This window comes from Thalassolituus sp. UBA6592, assembly GCF_002433655.1.
In the GTDB taxonomy this organism is placed as follows: Bacteria; Pseudomonadota; Gammaproteobacteria; order Pseudomonadales; family Oceanobacteraceae; genus Venatoribacter.
This window is the reverse complement of record NZ_DJIO01000072.1, coordinates 1-14,506: the sequence shown is the minus strand read 5'-3', so window position 1 is coordinate 14,506 and position 14,506 is coordinate 1. Positions and strand designations below refer to the sequence as shown.

The window sequence follows — 14,506 nt, the reverse complement described above, 5'->3', positions numbered from 1 at the left end:
AAACAACGGCAATAAAAAAATCCCGCAACGGCATTTGCCGCAGCGGGATTTTTCAGACTTCTTTAAGCAGCCGTCTTATTCAGCTGTTCATATTCCGTCAGACTGACTCAGCGCGATTTACTCTGCGAGCGTGGCCAGTGCTTCTTTCAGCTTGGCTGCCAGCTCAGGGTTTTTCAGTTCACCCTTCTCAGTATCGAAGTTGTCATTGAAAGACGGCACAGACAGTTTGGCTTTCACTTCCATGGCGAAGAAAGGCGCAGAACCTTCAGCAATGGACAGCACGCTCTGTGCACCGCCAGGGCCAGGTGAGGTGCCCAGCAGAACGGCTGGCTTACCCTGATACACTTCTTTGCTGATACGGGATGCCCAGTCGAAGACGTTTTTGTAGGCCACGCTGTAGTTACCGTTGAACTCACCGAAAGAAATCACCACCGCATCCGCTTCGCCAATTTTGTTGTAAAAGGCTTTGGCTGGCTCAGGAATGCCGTTGGCAACTTCACGGTCGATGCTGTAGATCGGCATTTCAAAATCGTTCAGATCCAGCAGTTCAATTTCAGCACCTGTGTTGGCGGCCAGCAGGTTGGTGGCATGGGTTACCAGCTGTTTGTTAATAGAAGCTTTGGTATTGGTTGCGGCAAAAGCAATAACTTTCATGATCAGTCCTCGAAGCGGGTTATCTAACTTGCTGATCACTTTATATTAGCCACCGATAAAGATTAATAAGGCAAATATGGAATGATTGTTTCCATTTGACTCTGAATAAGTCATTATCCTGTGCTACACACACTTAACTCGACCGCACACGACCACATACAACCACACACTCTATGCGAGGCATCCATGGCCTACAATCCTCAGCTGCTGGACGGTATGGTGATCTTTACCACGGTGATCGATGCCGGCAGCTTTACCAAAGCCGCGGATGTTACCGGGCACTCCACGTCCTACATCAGCAAAGAGATCAACCGCCTGGAAGAGCGTCTGGGCGTACGCCTGATCAACCGCACCACCCGTTCGCTGCATCTGACCACCGATGGCCAGCTCTATTATCAGCAGTGCCAGCAGATCATCGCCGACGCCAATCAGGTACAGAATGCCCTGCTCGGCCACCAGCTGCGCCCTACCGGCACTCTGCGCATCAGCTGCCCGTCCAGTCTGGCAGTCGTGCGTATGCAGGATATTTTTTCCGGCTTTCTCGACCTCTATCCCGAGGTGGATCTCGACCTCGACCTGAACAACCGCAAAGTGGAGCTGATTGCCGAAGGGTTTGACGTGGTGGTTCGCGCTACGCCACAACTGGAAGACTCCAGCCTGATCAGCCGTAAAGTCATGTCGTCCCGCGCCATCACCCTGGCGTCACCGGCGTATCTGCAGAAGTACGGCACGCCACAGCATCCGGATGAACTGATCAATCATCAGTGCATTACCTACAGCTATCTGAAAAATCCGCGCCAGTGGCCATATAAAAATCAGTATGGAATGGAAATTAATGTCGAGGTAAACAGCCGCGTGGCGGTGAACACATCGGAAATGGAGCTGGCATTATGTCTTGCTGGTCATGGCATTGCGCGCATGCCGGGATTTCTGTTCAGTGACGAATTTGAACGTGGACAACTGGTGGAATTGTTTCCGGATTTTCAGCGCAGTCCGATTGATATTTACCTGATTTACCCAAGCCGCAAACACATGTCGGCCAAGGTACGCACCTTTATTGATTATGTGGTGGAAAATATGGGGGAAGAATAGAAATCCGCTGTTTTGTTTCTGCCCGGATTTCTGCGCAGCTTTTTGCTCAGTTTTCTGCCCCGGGCTGCCCACTGCGTACTCTGACGTACGCAGTGTCTGAACGTTAAACCAGATAGCCTACTGTCTGATTTTGATCAGATATCTATCAGGTATCTTTGCGCTGCTGCCGGCTGCGCTCCAGTGCTGAAATAAGTTTATGCACCGGGCCACTGCCAATACCAATGGCAATACCGCTGACCACCTGACCCAGCCAGCCCGGAATATATTGAGCAGAAAAATATTTCTGCACAGTCGTCAGTTCCGCATCGGCTAAAGCCGCTTTATTAAGCTCTTCGATCAGAGCAAACATATCCAGCCCCAACAGCAGAGCAATGACAACCCCCAGAGTAACCGCCAGAATTTTACACACGGCTTTGACCGCCAGACTGCGCAACGCATCAGCCGATACCGCTTTGACGCCATCCAGTCCCGGATAGTCGTCTTTCAGATAATGTTTAGCCGCCTGACCCAACGCCTTTTCCACCGTATTCCCCTGCAACGCATGATGAATCTGTTCACTGAGTTGTAGTGCACGCCGGTTCCAGTGCTCTCCCCAGCCATAGTGAACTTCCAGAAAATCATAAACGGCTTTGATGATCTGCAGCAGACGCTCAATCAACATAGAAAAGAATAGGGCACCGGCCAGCATAATCAGTGCGGAGTCAAAAACATCCATCATCAGGCCTCCTGTGTCACAGCTGTTTTATTGACCGGCACTGGCGCTTCAATGGCCTGATACTTATCCGCATCAACATACAGGAAGGGTTTGCGACGGAATAAAGCCAGCTTTTCCTGTGCTGTTGGCGAAGCTTGCCAGTTAGCTTCAAATTTCTTTACCTGATCCAGCAATGCCTGCCATGGGAACTGGTTGCCCGGACATACGGTTGATGCACCATCCAGCTGCCCATGCTGCACCACACCATCGTTAACCTCTGCCGGCATATCGGCATAGAGCGAGCGCCACAGTGCGATCAGCCGTGCGCCTGCGTGCAGCTGAGCTTCGGTCGGTACCGTATTGCCGTAACGACCATCATGGTTGGACCAGGCATCCCCCGGCTGGCTATGAAAATTACCGTGAAATGAAACCCCCAGCGTATTGCTGTTATGTCCTTTGGCGTGATTCCCAGTGCGGTCCCAGCGACAGAACGGACGGATGCTGCCATCCGGCATGATCACGCAGTGATAGCCGGTGAGCCATTTCTTTTTCAGCAGAAACTCATCAACAATGGCGGCAAAATTCAGATCGCTGTTCATCGCAGTATGATGCACTACGATTTTATCCGGGTCCTGACGGCGGCGGTGAACGTTCTCCAGCGTTTCCGGTTTAACCCCTCCTTCATAGCTGATATCCAGCCAGCGGAAGGTATCATCGCCCGGCAACAGACTAACAGGAACGGCTTTCTGCCCAGCCACCTCCTGCGCCGGATCAACCGATTGCAGCAACGCCTGACGTTCTTCATCGGTGAGTTTACGGGTGGTGAGAAAACGCAGCAGTACATGCACCGGCTGACTGCCGCCACCAATGAGAATACCGCTGAGCACAGTATCCAGCCAGCCGGTGTGAACACCACCGAGAAACATCGCCATTAAATGCAGATCCAGACTGAATGAAAGGCCGATGCCCAGCAGCACGGGGGCAATCAGAACGAATAATTTAAAACCCGCTCTGCGTTCACTGACTGGCGTCAGCGGCACATACAGCACAGAGGCATAGCGCTCGAAATCATCGTGAATTTCTTCGCCGGCTTTGTCTGCCAGAGACTGCAGATAACGTTGTGCAGCGTCATCACGCTGCTGGCGGGATTTTTCTGCATCTTTGGCCAGCAGATACTGACTGACCTTATCGTTCACCTGTTTCAGAATTTCGGTAAACCGCTCAACGATAAGCGCTGAACCGGCCGCAATCGTCAGCCCATTAATAATCAGTTCCAGTGATACCTGTGCCAAAGGCAGCCTCCCTGCAAAAAATTGCAATCAACAGTCTGTGCATACGGCGGGCAGACAATATCCGCCGGATAACAGATGCAGCGCAGAATAACGACTCTGTCAGGGCAAAAAAAGCATCTGTATCAATAAGCCGGAGATGGTTCAGTTTGCGCAGAGCAAACGGCGGGCAATAAAAAACCGCCATTGCGGCGGTTTTTACTTCATCTGAGGATGTGGTGCGGGCCGGACTGCCCCCGGTCAGAACGGGGGCGACTGGAATTCGCGATCATCTGTCTGCTGCAGCGCGATATTGGCTTCGCCGCAGCGCTGAACAGATGCAGAAAAAATGTAAATCAGATGCAGTAGGATGCTAACGGAGGAAAGCCGTTAAACTCCACAGCACTGTAGGTGGTGGTGTAAGCACCGGTGCTGAACCAGTACACACGATCACCGCTGGCCAGATTCAGTGGCAGCTCATATTTGTAATCTTCATACAGAATATCAGCGCTGTCACAGGTCGGGCCTGCCAGAATCACTTCTTCTTCCTCACCCTGTTTTTCAACAAAAACCGGGTATTTAATGGCTTCGTCCATGGTTTCGATCAGACCACCGAATTTACCGATGTCGACATACACCCAACGGTGCAGGCCATTACGGTCTTTACGGCTGATCAGTACCACTTCGCTGGCCAGCAGGCCGGCGTTGGCAACCAGTGAACGACCTGGCTCCAGAATAATTTCCGGCAGCTCTTCACCGAAGTCTTCTTTCAGGAAACGGGTAATCTCAGCTGAGTAAGTCTCCAGATCGTTGGTACGGGTAATGTAGTTACCCGGGAAGCCACCGCCCATGTTGATCATCTTCAGTTCGATACCGTCTTCTTCTTTCAGACGTTCGAAAATTACTTTTACTTTCGCAATCGCAGAGTCCCAGGCACCGATATCACGCTGCTGAGAACCCACGTGGAAAGAAATACCGTACGGTTGCAGACCCAGATCACGTGCCATAATGCACAGATCCAGCGCCATATCGGACTGGCAGCCGAATTTACGTGACAGTGGCCAGTCAGCAGTCTGCGAGCCTTCGGTCAGAATGCGTACGAATACTTTTGCGCCCGGTGCCGCTTTGGCAATGTTGCGCAGGTCCGCTTCTGAGTCGGTGGCGAACAGGCGTACGCCTTTCTCGTAAAAATAACGGATATCACGAGACTTCTTAATGGTGTTACCAAAGCTGATACGATCCCCGCTTACACCCTGAGCCAGCACTTTATCCAGCTCATAACGCGACGCCACATCAAAGTTACAGCCACGGTCGCGCAGAATTTCGAGCAGTTCCGGCATCGGGTTGGCTTTAATTGCGTAGTAGGTCTTAGCGTATGGGAAGCAGCCCATCAGCTCATCCAGCTGGCGGGTAAAGGTCTGCTTGTCCACAACAAGACAAGGGGTTTCCTGCTTGTCAGCAAATGCTTTCAGGCGGGCAAAGGTTTCTTCATCGTAATAATCTTCAGGTTTTACAACCATTAGGCTCGCTACCTCCTTAATCTGTTATAGCGATCAGACTTATTCATGACGGGTTCAGCGCTCTTCGCAGCCCCCCTTACAGGCGCGCAAAGATAGGCTGTTTTCACTGAGAGTACAGTGATTTTTCCTTGTCATGACGATCAGCTAAGGTGATCGTTGAGACTATCTGATGAGTCATATTAATCAAGGCTTCGGCCTGTATTGATGTGTAAAGTGCGAAGACCGGCCAGGGCCGTGCAAACCACTGAGTAATATCACCGACAGAACAATCAAATCAGCCGGATAGCGGTTACAATCGCAGCCATTCCCGGCTACTGTTAGCCGCCTGTTTTTAAAGCACTTAATTTTCTTATGCTCGGATTCTTTGAACGACTCATCAGCCCTTTTCCGCCTCAGCATCCGCAACAGCCGCCGAAAGGGCTGTATGCATTTTGCCGCCATTACACCCATGGTGCAGAAGCGCCTCTGCTGCTGATGTCATGCCTGACAGCTTCCCTGGCCATTCTTGAAGTGATGCTGTTCGGCTTTATGGGTGATCTGGTGGACTGGCTGACCAGTAAAAATCCGGATTCATTATTCGCCGAAGAAGGCGGACGCCTGCTGACCATGGCCATTGTATTGCTGGTTGTGATGCCTGCCGTAGTGTTTCTCCACGCAGCCATTGTGCATCAGACACTGCTGGGCAATTACCCGATGCGTATCCGCTGGTTCGCCCACCGTTTTCTGCTTAACCAGAGCATGACCTTCTTCCAGAACGACTTTGCCGGACGGCTGGCCACCAAGGTGATGCAGACGGCACTGGCCGTGCGCGAGACCGTAATGAAGCTGATGGACCTGATGGTCTACATTCTGGTGTATTTCATCTCCGTACTGGTGATGATCGCCAGTTCAGACATTATTCTGGTTATTCCCGTCATTGCCTGGCTGGCCCTGTACGTGGTCGTACAGCTCATTTTTGTACCAAAACTCAAACGCGTGGCCGAAGCTCAGGCCGATGCCCGTTCGGTTATGACCGGGCGCGTGGTAGACAGCTATACCAATATTCAGACCGTTAAGCTGTTCGCCCATACCGATCGTGAAACCGAATACGCCAAAGAATCCATGCAGGGCTTTATGACCACAGTGCATCAGCAGATGCGGCTGGTCACCTGGCTGAACCTGTCTGTAAATATGGTTAACTACCTGCTGCTGTTTGCCATTGCTGCGCTGTCGATCTGGTTGTGGATGCACGACGGTGTCACCGCCGGTGCTATCGCCATTGCCATCTCGCTGTCGCTGCGCATTAACGGTATGGCGCAGTGGATCATGTGGGAAATCAGCGCGCTGTTTGAGAACATAGGTACCGTTGCCGATGGCATGAACACGCTCACCAATCCGCAGCAGATTCAGGACACTGAAGACGCCGCTAAGCTGGCCGTTCCTCACGGTGATATCCGCCTTGAACACGTGAACTTTCATTACGAAGGCGGCGAAGATCAGCAAAAACGACAGGTCTTTAATGATCTGGATATTCATATCCGTGCCGGAGAAAAAATCGGCTTGGTGGGACGCTCCGGCGCCGGTAAGTCCACCCTGGTGAATCTGTTATTACGTTTTTATGACGTCAACAGCGGCCGCATTCTGATTGATGGTCAGGACATCAGCGAGGTTACTCAGGATTCGCTGCGTCATCACATCGGCATGGTCACCCAGGATACCTCGCTGCTGCACCGCAGCGTGCGCGATAACATCCTCTATGGGCGCCCGGACGCCACAGAAGAAGAACTGCTGAGTGCCACGGCTCAGGCCGAAGCCAGCGACTTTATCCGCGATCTCACCGACCCCCATGGCAACACAGGCTTTGATGCCCAGGTCGGCGAGCGCGGCGTCAAACTGTCCGGTGGCCAGCGCCAGCGTATTGCCATTGCCCGTGTGCTGTTGAAAGACGCACCGATTCTGATTCTGGATGAGGCCACCTCGGCACTGGATTCGGAAGTGGAAGCAGCGATTCAGGAAAGCCTCTATCGTCTGATGGAAAATAAAACCGTGATCGCCATTGCTCACCGGCTGTCCACCATTGCCGCCATGGACCGCCTGATCGTACTCGACAACGGCCGTATCGCCGAACAGGGCACGCATCAGGAACTGATCGCCAAAGGCGGGATTTACGCTCAGCTGTGGGATCACCAGACCGGTGGTTTTATTGGTGAGGATTAGTTCAGCATCAACGGCCTGACCCGATCAAACGCAAAGCAGGCGTAAAGCCTGCTCACCGCGCTGTTTGTATGTCAGCTGTCACCAACCGCAGCTGGCATAAACCAGCGTCGCCCGACTGTTCCACCGTGTGCCTGCAATCCATTGAATTATAACGATTTTTATATCCGCCAAAAGTATGATGCAAGGTCTGTTTCGACTGTTTGGCACGAACTATGGCCAGCTTTTTTGTAAGGTTTCATCAGTTATTGATCTAAGTGGATTTTCTGAGTTTTAAGCTGACCTACTATCTCCGCAGACAGGCCGTATAAGAGCCCGCAAAGGAGACAGACAATGAAACTTTATATCTACCACCATTGCCCGAAGTGCCTGCGCACCTTAATGGTGGCCAATTACAAAGATCTCCCGCTCAGTATTCATTACCCTCTGCATTCCGGCAAAAGTGGAATGGCAAGCGAAGACAATGGCACTGCAATTAATCTTCCAGAAGAAAAGCCACCGGTGCTGGCCGTTAATGACGAGCTGAGCGTCAGCGGACTGGATGCCATCCTGTCGCATCTGGATGAGGTCGGCAGTGTGGATAAAACAATCCGCGCAGCAAATGCCGCCAATACCGCAATCGCCACCCTCGAGCATCACCGCCAGACCTTTGATGCCCTGATCATGCCGCGGGCAATGGCACTGGGGCTGCCTGAGTTCACAACCGGGGAAGCCATTGATGCCTATAAACAGGATAAAGAAAATACGCTGGGATTTGATTTCACCCAGGCAATGGCAGACACCAAAATCCATCAGCCTGCCGCGGAAGCTGTTTTGCAATGGTTGCCGGCGCCAGAGAAACCATCAGCGCATAACGGAACCATCAGCTGGGATGACGTTAAAATATTCCCGTTATTGCGTAACCTGAGCATGGTACGTGGCCTGAATTTTCCGCAGGCATTGCTCGACTATATGCATGAAGTCGCTGAGTGTACGAATACTGAGCTGTACTTTGCTAAGGCAATCTGATCAGCCAAAAGCTGCTCATCTGATCCTGTGATCAGCGATTAAGTAAAAGCTGTAAATGCCGGGCCTGCCTGGTCCGGCTTGCTAGGTCCGCTCTAGCCAGGTCCGCTATTGTGTGCGCCACCCCGCTCTGCATTATTTCCCTCTTTCCGTTAAACACCGGCATGTAAGCGCTAATTACTGAAAACCGGTATTTATAACCTGGCTTTGTAATCCGGATTTGAAACGTCAAACTGTAAACTGCGATTGCAGATCTCAGCTCCATATCTGAGTTATCCGCTAACAGAATAAAATAGGATTTTATTGATCTGCCGATATAATACCCGCCGAAATAAACAATCATATAAATGGACAGCAATATGCCCGGTATAAAATCCGCAGCAGCCGGTATCGCAATTAAAGAGAAACTGGCCAACGCCGATCACTCCGACCTGAAAACCTCCAGCTTCTGGATCAGCCAGATCTTTATGATCATAGCCACTGTCGCCGGTGTCTATCTGGCCGCTCAGGCGGGCCTGCAGCAGGCGATTGAATTCGACAACCTGACCAGCACAGAATCCAACTACTATCTGCGTCAGTCGTTATATGATGAGGTAGATGCCAATGTTCGCCTGCTGCGCACTTACAACAAAGAATTTTTCAGCCGCCCTCTGCAGAAAAAGGAGCTGGAGAAAAACACTCCGGCATTGCGCAGATTCGTGTGGGAATCAATGAAATATTCGCCATCAACGCTGGAAACGCCATCCTATTTTCTGCGTGAAATTCAGGGCTTTTATGCCGATATTGACCTGATCATGGCCAATCGCCTGTCCTGGGCTTATGGCCCCAGCTATGCCAGCAAGCTGATGACAGAACAACTGGATCATATTGAGAATGTTGTACTGCCAAAACTGGCCGATAATACACGCATGCTGGCTCAGGAGCTGAAAGACGCCGGCATGGATGTCGAAGATTCTGTGGCGTATGAAGAAACCGCAACGGCAAACGCGGCTGACAAAGATAAGGCGCAATAACCCCATGAACCCGTATTGCCCGCACTGTCCGACCACCGCACTGGTCCGCGCCCGCTATGCACGTGAAAACATTGACAGCTGCCCGAGTTGCGAGGGGTTGTGGTTCCAGAATCACGAACTGAATTCCGCAATTGCGGATTTCGACAATGGTGATGACGATCCGGATTTTATCCGTAACCTTGGAGCACCACTGGGGATCTCTGACCGCAGCTGTCCGTCCTGCAATGAAAAAATGCAGTGTTATCACCTGCTGCCTGATTATCAAGTAGAGGTTGATATCTGCCACCCCTGCAACAGCACCTGGATTGATAAACATGAGCTGGATGAAGTCTGCCACTCACCTCTGTTAAAAGAGGCTCTGGCGGAAATCAATCAGGGCGTCAGCTGGAAAAGCTGGCTGTTTGAATTTCTGGCGCGTATGCCAGTGGAATACAACGTGCGCCCCCGAATAACGCCGTTTGTGACCTGGATAATACTGGCGCTGAATATTGTTATTTTCAGCACCTATGCAACCGATCCGGAATTAATGAACAGCATTTTCGCCCTGTTTGCCTCACGCCCGGCGGACATTGTTCACGGCGTCCATATCTGGACTCTGATCACCGCAACCTTCCTGCACGGAGGCTTTATGCATCTGGTTGGTAATATGTACTTCCTGTGGGTGGTCGGTGACAACATTGAAAGCATGGTGGGGCACAAACGCTATCTGGGGATTTATCTGTTATTGGGATTGGGTGCCAGCCTGTTCAGTGTGATAGGTAACCCTTTCGGCACAATTCCCAGTGTCGGTGCCAGCGGCGCGATTGCCGGTCTGTTTGGTTTGTATATGCTCTGGTTTCCCTATGCCCGCTTCTCTTTCATGATCGTTGCCTGGCAGATCAAACTGCCGGTATGGCTGTACTTTCTTGGCTGGCTTGGGCTTAATTTCTTAGGGATGGCCAGCGCAGGTGGTGGCATCGACTATCGTGCGCATATTGGCGGCTTTTTTATTGGCTGTGCCCTCGCACTGGTGTTGAAAAAATCCGTTTACGCTCAGAATCCGCTGGTCGCCATGCTGGCCGGGCCAGACGCGCGTTTCCGCAAACCAAAGAAGAAAAAGAAACCGGTTGAGTGAACAGAAAAGGGCATGCCATATGGTATGCCCTTTTATGATTTTCTTTCTGTGTATTTCTTTTCAGCCTGATTCAGGGGGCTATATCATCGGCGGATTTACCGATATTAACTACCCCACGCAGCATCAGAGCAATCAACCTGTATGGCAGATCAATCAGATCACCGATCACATCCAGAACATCAGAGTTCAGCTCTTCCCCTTTTGGCCAGAGAAAATGCGTTGCGACAAAGGCCAATACGGCAACAATCAGGACCCATACTGAAAACCCGGCCAGCAACAGATCCAAAATCAGATAGCAGCCCAGCATAAAACTACTCAGGGCCATAGCGGCCCGCAGATAAGTAACGATCGCCTGCAGCATAATTAACCGAGCAGACCTTCTACGGCTTCAAGTGCAGAAGCTACCTGCTTCACCAGACCAACCACATCCGACAGGCCCTGAGTCTCGCCATTGGCTTTGTCAGCGGCAGCTTTCATCGCCACTGTAGCTTGCTGATAGGCTTCCGTCTGCGCCGATATTTCACTTTCCAGCAGCCGCTGCTGCTGGTCATACAGATCACTGATCTGGCGGATCAGATCCACATTCACGTTATCGCTGCTGTCGCGTACGATTTCCAGTTGCTCTATGGTCTGTTCCAGGCTGGCAAGTAATTCGATCATGGGTAATTCCTTATTCACGACGCGGCAAGCGAACGATAGATACGGGCCAGATCACGGATGTCTTTGGCGTATGCTTTAATATCATTGAAGGTATAATCTTTATCCTTCAGCACCTGCACGATAATCGCATTGGATTGCTGCAAACCGGTTAACACCTTGTCACTGGCAGCGCTGAGGCTCTTAATACGCATCATTGCCTGCTCAGCAGTTAACAAAGCATCCACAGCAACTTTACGCTCAGCGTAGTTGTAGTTCTCACCGCCATTAACGATGAGCCAGGCCTGATTCTTCAGACTTTTCGCTACACTCTGATAAGCGTACAACAGGCCCGGCTCAGCACCGCTCTCAGCCTTAGCCAGCGTCAGATCCTGAGCCAACAAACCCGCCAGCTGATCAACCACAGGCTGATAATCACTGATAATAACCGTCAGTGCTTTCGCCCGCTGCCGTTCAATCCAGAATGAGCCTATCTTCTCAACCAGAGATTTCACAGCTTTCTGTTTATCTTCATCAAAGTCATCGCCCAGGGCAAAAGCCGAATGATCAGCAAACTTTTCTGCGGCACCTTCCAGATCGCCTGCCGGATTCTCACTGAGCAATGTGCTCAGCAACAGACCGTAAGCGGCAAGCGCGTCGGCTGCCGCAATGCGGCTGCTGATGTCATCTGGCTGAACAGTGCGGTAAAAATCCGCGTCCTTAACTTTTTTATCCCGTTGCAGAGCAAAACGCAGCGCATTCATCTGCACTATATTCTGCTGAATGCGCGAGAACTCAGCGGCACTGAACTGCCCCAGTTCCATTGTTGAAGTCGCATAAGAATGCGTGGCTTTTTGCTGTGAGCTGGTTAATGCACTGCAGGCACTGACCATGCCACAGACGATTAACAGAAATAAACCGCGCAAGGTTTTGTCGCGAACTGAGGTGAGGGACATAAGAAAAGTCATAGCGTCCTGCCAATACCAGATATATAGAGGGCATAAAAGATCCGCCAATATAAGCAATAAACGAATGACAGATCAACCAACAAAGAAATTTGTCAGCATGTGCTGTTTACTGACAAGAGGAACCTGACAGAGATGATATTTGTCATGACGGGATGGACGCCATTAAACAAACAGAGGGGGCAAATGAGGCAGAAAGGTGATAAAAAAAACAGCCGCAGAAGCGGCTGTTAAATGATCGGATGATTAAGCGCGTTTGCGGCGGAAAGCCAGCAGACCACCAATCAGCAGTAATGGGAAGCTCAGAGCACCACCGGAAGAACTGCCACCGCTGGAAACGTTATCATCTGCTGGTGTTTCAGGAGTAAGTTCTTCTGTTTCTTCAGCAACTCCACCCCCTTCTTCAACAACTTCTGCCTCTTCCTCAACAACCTCTTCCTCTTCTGCACCCCCTCCTTCCAATCGTGCATAGTTCACCAGAGATGCTAAAGATTCTTCACTCATGCCTTCCAGCAAGCCAGCTCTCTCCAGTGTTTCCAGTGACTCAAAGTCTGCAGCTGACTGAGTGGCAGACTCAATCCCGAGATCAAAGCCCTTATCGTATGCGGTCATTTCAGAGAAGATCATAATAATGATGCTTTCACCGGCAGGAATGACAACAGAATACTGCAGCAAAAAGTCATCAGACCCATCCATAGGCTTCATGATATTGACAGGAACGACGTCAGCGTAGCTACCATGAGTTGTCAGTGTCAGTATTGGGTCGCTGGAATCGTCATCACTGGTCATATACCAGAGGTCGTTGCTGTAGATATCCAGCTCTTCGGTGTCAGGGTTTAACTGGCCGCTGAATGTCGCTTCAAGCGTAGTACTACCATCAGAACCGTAGTTACCGCCAATATAAACTGATTCAGCAATATCGGCCGAGGTTGTATTACTGAGTGTGTACAGAACACGGACCACAGGTCGGTCACTGAAGAAGCTATACGTCATCCGTGCATCAACACCTTCTGTAAGGTTTTCCTGCAGTCCACCTTCTACCTTGATGTTACCAGAGCTATCTTCAGTTTTTTCCACGATAGCATCCGGAGTTTCGTAACCAGACACACCGACAGTTATATCCCCAACTGCAAAACCAAATGCACAGTCATATGCATCATCGTAAGTTCTGGAATCAGTTCTTATAATAGCATCACCAATCGCACTGACATCCACGCTGGCATCATAGTTTCCGTTGATATCTTCAACATCAAAACCACATCCCCCGAAAACGTCGTCAAAAGAATATTCAGAAGATTCAGTTTCAACATCAATATCAAGGTCACTCCGCCCTAAATCAACCGGTTCGGCACCTACGGCAGAAGTCATACCAACCAGGACACTGACAATGGCCAGTGCAAGCATGTTATTTTGTCCGTTTTTCATTACTCATCCCTAATTTCAATCATTCAAAAAAAGCGGGAGCCAGGCTCCGACATAAGTCGTCTGACACCTCGATGCGACCTGAGCAGGCACAATACAACAGAATCAAAGAAGCCAGCCAAAAACTGACAATAAAACGCATTCTGTTTATGTATACACCTCAATCCATATCCATCATTCATAAATACTGTGAAAAGAAATACGACAGATACTCTAATTTAAATACAGAAAAAAAACACCTACCTAACAACGCTCCCAAAACATACTCATTACGGCGCACCCATCGAAATATAAACAATCTGCAATCCACACAAACACCAGGCCTGAAAACCTCACAAATCGATTAAAAATATATAGAACAAAAGATCCGAAATAACTCAGAAAGTCAGAATCAATAACCAGAAATAATCCAGTTGAACGTAAAGTACTATTTAAGCACCCATAAAAAAAATATAAATTACTAACCCATCAATAAAACCCCAACAACAAAGACCCAACAAGACGTTAGTTTTAAATCATGAGCCAGCTTAAGTTTTATTTATTAGAAAACTGCGTCATTCCACATTTACGATATTGATAAACCCTACTCATGATTAATGGTGCGCTATCCAGAATGATTCAGAATGGCTCATCACACCTCAAAAAAGTAATGCATCACCCAAAAGAGCGAAGCTGTGGTTTTTGTTTACCCGGCTTAATACCGACAGAACATATTCATATAAGTCGTACTGTTAATCTTTCTTAGAAGCAGAACGGATAAACACCGCGACACCACCAATAATCAACAGAAATGCCACCAGCAGGCGGGCATCGAGAGATTCTCCGGCGATCAGAACACCGGCTGCCGCAGTGATGGCCGGTACCGTTAGCTGTACCGTCGCTGCCGTCGTTGCCTGCATAAATGGCAAAACGCTGTACCACAGAGCATAA

The 14,506-nt window shown here is 50.1% G+C and carries 14 protein-coding genes; 5 read left to right on the top strand and 9 right to left on the bottom strand.

What is annotated here, in order from left to right:
- Window positions 1–117: 117 nt before the first annotated feature.
- On the bottom strand, window positions 118–654 hold the full coding sequence (locus tag B2Z72_RS07090) for an NADPH-dependent FMN reductase (protein WP_296983180.1): 537 nt from the start codon (window positions 652–654) through the stop codon (window positions 118–120).
- Between the two features lie 186 nt (window positions 655–840).
- Between B2Z72_RS07090 and B2Z72_RS07085 the strand changes: the two genes are divergently transcribed.
- Window positions 841–1,746 carry a LysR family transcriptional regulator gene (locus B2Z72_RS07085; RefSeq protein WP_296983182.1) on the top strand — a complete coding sequence of 302 codons (906 nt, stop codon included), beginning with the start codon at window positions 841–843 and terminating at the stop codon, window positions 1,744–1,746.
- Between the two features lie 145 nt (window positions 1,747–1,891).
- Here B2Z72_RS07085 and B2Z72_RS07080 read toward each other — a convergent pair whose 3' ends face one another.
- The 3 genes from B2Z72_RS07080 to B2Z72_RS07070 form a co-directional block, all read right to left on the bottom strand.
- Complete coding sequence (locus tag B2Z72_RS07080) at window positions 1,892–2,464, bottom strand: hypothetical protein (protein ID WP_296983183.1); 573 nt, start codon at window positions 2,462–2,464, stop codon at window positions 1,892–1,894.
- A complete protein-coding gene (locus B2Z72_RS07075; protein WP_296983185.1) occupies window positions 2,464–3,732 on the bottom strand; it encodes a peptidoglycan recognition protein family protein in 1,269 nt (422 codons plus the stop codon). The genes B2Z72_RS07080 and B2Z72_RS07075 overlap by 1 nt, the downstream gene beginning before the upstream one ends.
- 332 nt (window positions 3,733–4,064) lie before the next feature.
- The gene (locus B2Z72_RS07070) at window positions 4,065–5,228 is read right to left on the bottom strand and encodes a type III PLP-dependent enzyme (RefSeq protein ID WP_296983186.1); all 1,164 of its coding nucleotides are present in this window, start codon (window positions 5,226–5,228) and stop codon (window positions 4,065–4,067) included.
- Between the two features lie 351 nt (window positions 5,229–5,579).
- On the opposite strand from B2Z72_RS07070, the gene B2Z72_RS07065 reads away from it, so the two are divergent.
- The 4 genes from B2Z72_RS07065 (at window position 5,580) to B2Z72_RS07050 (ending at window position 10,553) form a co-directional block, all read left to right on the top strand.
- The gene (locus B2Z72_RS07065) at window positions 5,580–7,424 is read left to right on the top strand and encodes an ABC transporter ATP-binding protein (protein WP_296983187.1); all 1,845 of its coding nucleotides are present in this window, start codon (window positions 5,580–5,582) and stop codon (window positions 7,422–7,424) included.
- 330 nt (window positions 7,425–7,754) lie between these two features.
- Window positions 7,755–8,429 carry a glutaredoxin 2 gene (gene grxB / locus B2Z72_RS07060; RefSeq protein ID WP_296983189.1) on the top strand — a complete coding sequence of 225 codons (675 nt, stop codon included), beginning with the start codon at window positions 7,755–7,757 and terminating at the stop codon, window positions 8,427–8,429.
- 356 nt (window positions 8,430–8,785) lie between these two features.
- On the top strand, window positions 8,786–9,439 hold the full coding sequence (locus B2Z72_RS07055; RefSeq protein WP_296983190.1) for a hypothetical protein: 654 nt from the start codon (window positions 8,786–8,788) through the stop codon (window positions 9,437–9,439).
- A 4-nt stretch (window positions 9,440–9,443) separates the two neighbouring features.
- A complete protein-coding gene (locus tag B2Z72_RS07050; protein WP_296983191.1) occupies window positions 9,444–10,553 on the top strand; it encodes a rhomboid family intramembrane serine protease in 1,110 nt (369 codons plus the stop codon).
- A 70-nt stretch (window positions 10,554–10,623) separates the two neighbouring features.
- Here B2Z72_RS07050 and B2Z72_RS07045 read toward each other — a convergent pair whose 3' ends face one another.
- The 5 genes from B2Z72_RS07045 to B2Z72_RS07025 all read right to left on the bottom strand — a co-directional run.
- Complete coding sequence (locus tag B2Z72_RS07045) at window positions 10,624–10,914, bottom strand: hypothetical protein (RefSeq protein ID WP_296983192.1); 291 nt, start codon at window positions 10,912–10,914, stop codon at window positions 10,624–10,626.
- A 2-nt stretch (window positions 10,915–10,916) separates the two neighbouring features.
- A complete protein-coding gene (locus B2Z72_RS07040) occupies window positions 10,917–11,213 on the bottom strand; it encodes a hypothetical protein (RefSeq protein ID WP_296983194.1) in 297 nt (98 codons plus the stop codon).
- 14 nt (window positions 11,214–11,227) lie between these two features.
- Window positions 11,228–12,157 (bottom strand): hypothetical protein, encoded by a 930-nt coding sequence (locus B2Z72_RS07035; RefSeq protein ID WP_296983195.1) that lies wholly within the window; start codon window positions 12,155–12,157, stop codon window positions 11,228–11,230.
- A 243-nt stretch (window positions 12,158–12,400) separates the two neighbouring features.
- Window positions 12,401–13,579 (bottom strand): hypothetical protein, encoded by a 1,179-nt coding sequence (locus B2Z72_RS07030; protein ID WP_296983197.1) that lies wholly within the window; start codon window positions 13,577–13,579, stop codon window positions 12,401–12,403.
- Window positions 13,580–14,307: 728 nt separating this feature from the next.
- On the bottom strand, window positions 14,308–14,506 hold a 199-nt coding region (locus B2Z72_RS07025; protein ID WP_297004435.1), incomplete at its 5' end, for an EamA family transporter.

Excerpts from the sequence above, each read along its gene's own strand:
- B2Z72_RS07090 (WP_296983180.1), bottom strand. The coding sequence starts at position 654 with ATGAAAGTTATTGCTTTTGCCGCAACCAATACCAAAGCTTCTATTAAC.
- B2Z72_RS07085 (WP_296983182.1), top strand. The coding sequence starts at position 841 with ATGGCCTACAATCCTCAGCTGCTGGACGGTATGGTGATCTTTACCACG.
- B2Z72_RS07080 (WP_296983183.1), bottom strand. The coding sequence starts at position 2,464 with ATGATGGATGTTTTTGACTCCGCACTGATTATGCTGGCCGGTGCCCTA.
- B2Z72_RS07070 (WP_296983186.1), bottom strand. The coding sequence starts at position 5,228 with ATGGTTGTAAAACCTGAAGATTATTACGATGAAGAAACCTTTGCCCGC.
- B2Z72_RS07065 (WP_296983187.1), top strand. The coding sequence starts at position 5,580 with ATGCTCGGATTCTTTGAACGACTCATCAGCCCTTTTCCGCCTCAGCAT.
- grxB (WP_296983189.1), top strand. The coding sequence starts at position 7,755 with ATGAAACTTTATATCTACCACCATTGCCCGAAGTGCCTGCGCACCTTA.
- B2Z72_RS07055 (WP_296983190.1), top strand. The coding sequence starts at position 8,786 with ATGCCCGGTATAAAATCCGCAGCAGCCGGTATCGCAATTAAAGAGAAA.
- B2Z72_RS07050 (WP_296983191.1), top strand. The coding sequence starts at position 9,444 with ATGAACCCGTATTGCCCGCACTGTCCGACCACCGCACTGGTCCGCGCC.
- B2Z72_RS07045 (WP_296983192.1), bottom strand. The coding sequence starts at position 10,914 with ATGCTGCAGGCGATCGTTACTTATCTGCGGGCCGCTATGGCCCTGAGT.
- B2Z72_RS07040 (WP_296983194.1), bottom strand. The coding sequence starts at position 11,213 with ATGATCGAATTACTTGCCAGCCTGGAACAGACCATAGAGCAACTGGAA.
- B2Z72_RS07035 (WP_296983195.1), bottom strand. The coding sequence starts at position 12,157 with ATGACTTTTCTTATGTCCCTCACCTCAGTTCGCGACAAAACCTTGCGC.
- B2Z72_RS07030 (WP_296983197.1), bottom strand. The coding sequence starts at position 13,579 with ATGAAAAACGGACAAAATAACATGCTTGCACTGGCCATTGTCAGTGTC.